Raw genomic sequence first — 4,135 nt, 5'->3', positions numbered from 1 at the left:
CCCAAGATATTCTTTCAGATGTTTGTTCTTAAACTCGTATACCTTATCGGTAAGCCCTTGCAAGAAATCGCGGTCGTGCGACACAATAATGAGCGTCCCTTCAAATTGCTGTAAGGCTTGTTTGAGTACGTTCTTCGATTTGATATCCAAGTGGTTCGTAGGCTCGTCCATCACCATTACGTTAAAGTCTGAGAGCAACATTTTAGCCAAAGCCAAGCGGTTGCGTTCGCCTCCTGATAGTACTTTCACTTTCTTGTCTACCTCATCGCCACGGAAGAGAAAAGCCCCAAGTATGTCGCGTATTTTAGTGCGATTGCTGTCGTTAGCTGCATTAAACATCGTATCAAGCACGGTGAGTTCTCCATCTAAGTAGTCGGCTTGGTTCTGAGCAAAGTAAGCCAACTGTACATTGTGCCCCAGCCTGATAGTTCCTTCATAGGGTATTTCGCCCACTATCATCTTGGCGAGGGTCGTTTTTCCCTGTCCGTTTTGTCCCACAAAAGCTACTTTGCTGCCTCGTTCTATAAGCAAACTCACGTGGCTGAGCACCTCTTTTTCACCATAACTTTTCGATACATCGTCTATTTCCAGCACCACCTTCCCTGGTGTTACCGATACGGGGAAACGCACGTTCATCACCGCGTTGTCTTCCTCGTCTACCTCTATACGCTCTATTTTGTCCAACTTCTTCATAAGCGACTGTGCCATTGAGGCTTTGGTAGCTTTGGCGCGGAATTTTTCGATGAGCTTTTCAGTGTGTTGTATCTTCTTTTCTTGGTTCTTTTGTGAGGCGAGTTGCAGTTCGCGCATCTCTTTTCTCAGTTCCAAAAACTGAGTGTAAGGCTTCGGGTAATCGTATATCTTGCCTACCGAAATCTCAATCGTCCGATTGGTCACATTGTCTAAAAACATTCTGTCGTGCGACACAATTACCACCGCCCCGCTATAAGTAGAGAGAAACTGTTCTAGCCAAATAATCGACTCTATATCCAAGTGGTTCGTAGGCTCGTCCAATAGCAATATATCGTTGTTCTGCAACAGCAGTTTTGCCAATTCTATACGCATACGCCACCCGCCCGAAAAACTATCGGTGAGCTTGTCGAAATCAGTCCGCTGAAAGCCCAACCCCAATAGCACTTTCTCGGTTTCTCCTTGGTATTGGTATCCCCCTATAAGGTCGAAACGATGCGTATAGTCGCTGAGTTTATCAAGCAAATCGTGATACGCCTCGCTCTCGTAATCAGTGCGGGTTTCTATCTGGTGATGAATATCGTCCAACTGACGTTCCAAAGCCTTAATCTCAGTAAATGCCTGATAGGCTTCTTCCAAAATGGTACGTCCTTTCACAAAATCAATATCCTGTTTCAGAAATCCGATGCGTACATCTTTATCGGTAGCAATGCCTCCGGTATCGGGTTTAAGTTCGCGTGAAAGCAATTTAAGCATCGTCGATTTCCCCGCTCCGTTCTTGCCAATAAGCCCCACACGGTCGCCCGCATTGAGCATAAAAGCAACGTCCTCAAAGAGGTACTCGCCTTGAAAAGAAACAGATAGGTTGTGAACGTTCAGCATATGATATTCGTTATTTCGGGCGCAAAAGTACAAAACTATAAGTAATTAGCAATAAATAATGCCTAATTATTAGGTAAAATCAGTACAACCCTTCGCAAAAAATCCCCAATCACTAAAATCAAATCTCAAAATTCTAAGCGGCGAATGCAGAAAACCTTCGCGCTTAGCGTATCTGCGGCGGCGGTGCGGACACGCTAAATTTATCGCTTTTGGGACGCAAAAGACGGGCAGGCGCGGGCAAAATTTATTGATTTTATAGTTTAAAGCATCGAATTCGCGCGCCTAGGCTAAATTTTAAAATTTAAAGTGCGCAGCGCTTCGGACGTATCCACGCGACTGCAAGCGCTCATAAAATTCGCCCGAAGCAAGGTTGTAAAACCGCGGGCGGGCGCAAAATTTATCGTCGCAAAGATCAAAAACCGCGAAAGCAAAAAGGCTCCACGAGCGCTCGCTGCCGCACCCGCCCGAGCAAATTAAAATCGCATGATCCGCCTGGTTGGCATACGCGGAGGGCGCTGCTGCGGGCATTTGCACTTAAATCCGGTGCGATCGCAATGCGATTTAAAACCACGCCTGCTTAAATTCGCGCCGTTTCGGTTCGCTCGCAATCACATCTCGCCGCAGTAGCGCTTTAAATTTGCGCTGCTGCGATTTGTGCGCATTCAATCGCTACGACAAGGGTAAAATTTCAAAATCTAGGTCCATACGCGCCGATTTGCGCCGCCCAAAATCGCTCGGATCGAATTTACGCTACCTCAATCTGCGCAGATTAAAGCGCCGCCGCTTAAAAGCGCAAAATTTACCTCTCAAACGGCGGCGCGAAATTTCACTAAAATTTCATCTCTTAATTCGGCGCGCGATTTATAAAATTTAGCCCTCGCCGCGCTCCGAAATCTGCGGCTTAGGCAGCGCCAGGCTCTTTGCGGTTTTGCTAAAAAGTATCAGATCCTCGGTGCTTTGCACGCTCCACGGCAGTCGCGAGAGCGCGAATTTGAAAATTTCAAAGCAGGAAACGGCGTCGCTAAATGCGCGGTGGTGGATGTTTTGTACGCCTAAAAGCTCTTTTAGCGAGCCAAGCCCATATCTTTGCGCCTCGATCGTGCGGCGCGCGAGCTCGACGGTGCAGAGCCTGCGATTTAAAAGCATCCCGAAGCCGCATTTTTGCAGGCTTGCGTCGATGAAGCCGTAGTCGAATTTGACGTTATGCGCCACAAAAACGCTATCTCCTAAAAACAGTCTAAACCGCTCCAGCACGCTAGCTAGCGGCGGCGCGCCCACTAGATCGTCCGCGCGGATACCGGTAAGCTCCGTGATATTTTCGGGCACGGCGGGCGCGTAAACGAAGCTCTCGAAGCAGCCCAGCTCCTGCGTGCCGCGCGTTTTTATCGCGCCGATTTCGATGATCTGGCCGTTTGAGAGCCCGCCGTTCGTTTCGATGTCCACGAAGCAAAAAATTTCATCCGAAATATCCGTCTCGCGGGTTTTGAGCGTGATTTTGCCGCTATCTAGTTTTATTATCTCTATGCCCAGCGCACGCCACATCGAAAGGTCTTTGGGCTCGAAAAGCTCGGTAATTTCGGCAATATCGCTTGCTTTTGAGATAAAATCGTAATAATTTATGCTCTTTTGAGCCAGTAAATTTATGAGATTTTCGATTCTATGCGTCAAAATTTTACCCCTGTGCCGCGCCTAAATTTTAAGCGCACGGATTGCCTCCGCGTAGTCGTTTGAAGAAAATATGTAGTTGCCCGCTACCACGACGTCGGCGCCCGCTTCGTCGATACCTGCGATATTGAGCCCGTTTACGCCGCCGTCGACCTCGATGAGACATTTTGCGCCTTTGCGATCGATAAGCTCGCGCAGCTGCTTAATTTTCTCAAGCGCCGAGGGGATAAATTTCTGCCCTCCAAAGCCAGGATTAACGCTCATTAAAAGCACCATATCGACCTCGCCCAAGATAAACTCCAGCGCGCTAAGCGGAGTGTGCGGATTTAGCACGACCGCGGGCGAGACGCCGCTGCGGCGGATATGATCTATGAGGCGCAGCGGATGGGTCTCCTCCTCGATGTGGAAGCTAAGAAATTTCGGCTTTAGCGGCAAAAAAAGATCGACGAAAAACGACACGTTTTTAACCATCAAATGAATGTCTAAAGGCTTGCTGCTCGCCTTTGCTACCGCGCTTACTACGAGCGGTCCGATCGTGAGATTTGGTACGAAATGCCCGTCCATCACATCTACGTGAATGAGATCGGCGCCCGCTTCGCAGACTGCGCGAATTTCCTCCGCAAGCTTTCCAAAATCCGCCGATAAAATGCTGGGTGCGACATACATTAAGATTCCTTTAAAATTTCAAGATGCGGAATTTTACTTAGTTTTGTCATAAATTTCGCTAAATTTGAACCGGAGCGAATTTTAAGCATAATTTGAAATTTTTTCGCTATAATCGTCATTTATTTTAATCATCAAGGATTTATTATGGCAAGAAGATGCGCAATCACCGGCAAAGGTGCGATGGTAGGAAACAACGTCAGCCACGCAAATAACAGAACCAAAAAGAAATTCC

General features: G+C 47.6%; 4 protein-coding genes. 1 reads left to right on the top strand and 3 read right to left on the bottom strand.

The genetic code is table 11. The annotated features are described in order from the left end of the window. From Q0095_RS05275 to rpe, 3 genes are all read right to left on the bottom strand, one after another. On the bottom strand, positions 1 to 1,572 hold a 1,572-nt coding region (locus Q0095_RS05275), incomplete at its 3' end, for an ABC-F family ATP-binding cassette domain-containing protein (RefSeq protein ID WP_297882032.1). An 870-nt stretch (positions 1,573 to 2,442) separates the two neighbouring features. Next, on the bottom strand, positions 2,443 to 3,240 hold the full coding sequence (locus tag Q0095_RS05270) for a 3'-5' exonuclease (RefSeq protein ID WP_297882030.1): 798 nt from the start codon (positions 3,238 to 3,240) through the stop codon (positions 2,443 to 2,445). A gap of 21 nt (positions 3,241 to 3,261) precedes the next feature. Continuing rightward, entirely contained in the window at positions 3,262 to 3,903 is a 642-nt protein-coding gene (rpe, locus tag Q0095_RS05265; protein WP_297882028.1) for a ribulose-phosphate 3-epimerase, read from the bottom strand. 144 nt (positions 3,904 to 4,047) lie between these two features. Here rpe and rpmB point away from each other — a divergent pair. Continuing rightward, positions 4,048 to 4,135 (top strand): 50S ribosomal protein L28 (gene rpmB / locus Q0095_RS05260; protein WP_297882034.1); only part of this gene is annotated, 88 nt, incomplete at its 3' end.

The sequence above is a fragment of the uncultured Campylobacter sp. genome (assembly GCF_938045535.1).
GTDB lineage: Bacteria > Campylobacterota > Campylobacteria > Campylobacterales > Campylobacteraceae > Campylobacter_B.
Note: the sequence above shows the minus strand (reverse complement) of the source record. Positions and strands in the feature narration are given on the sequence as shown.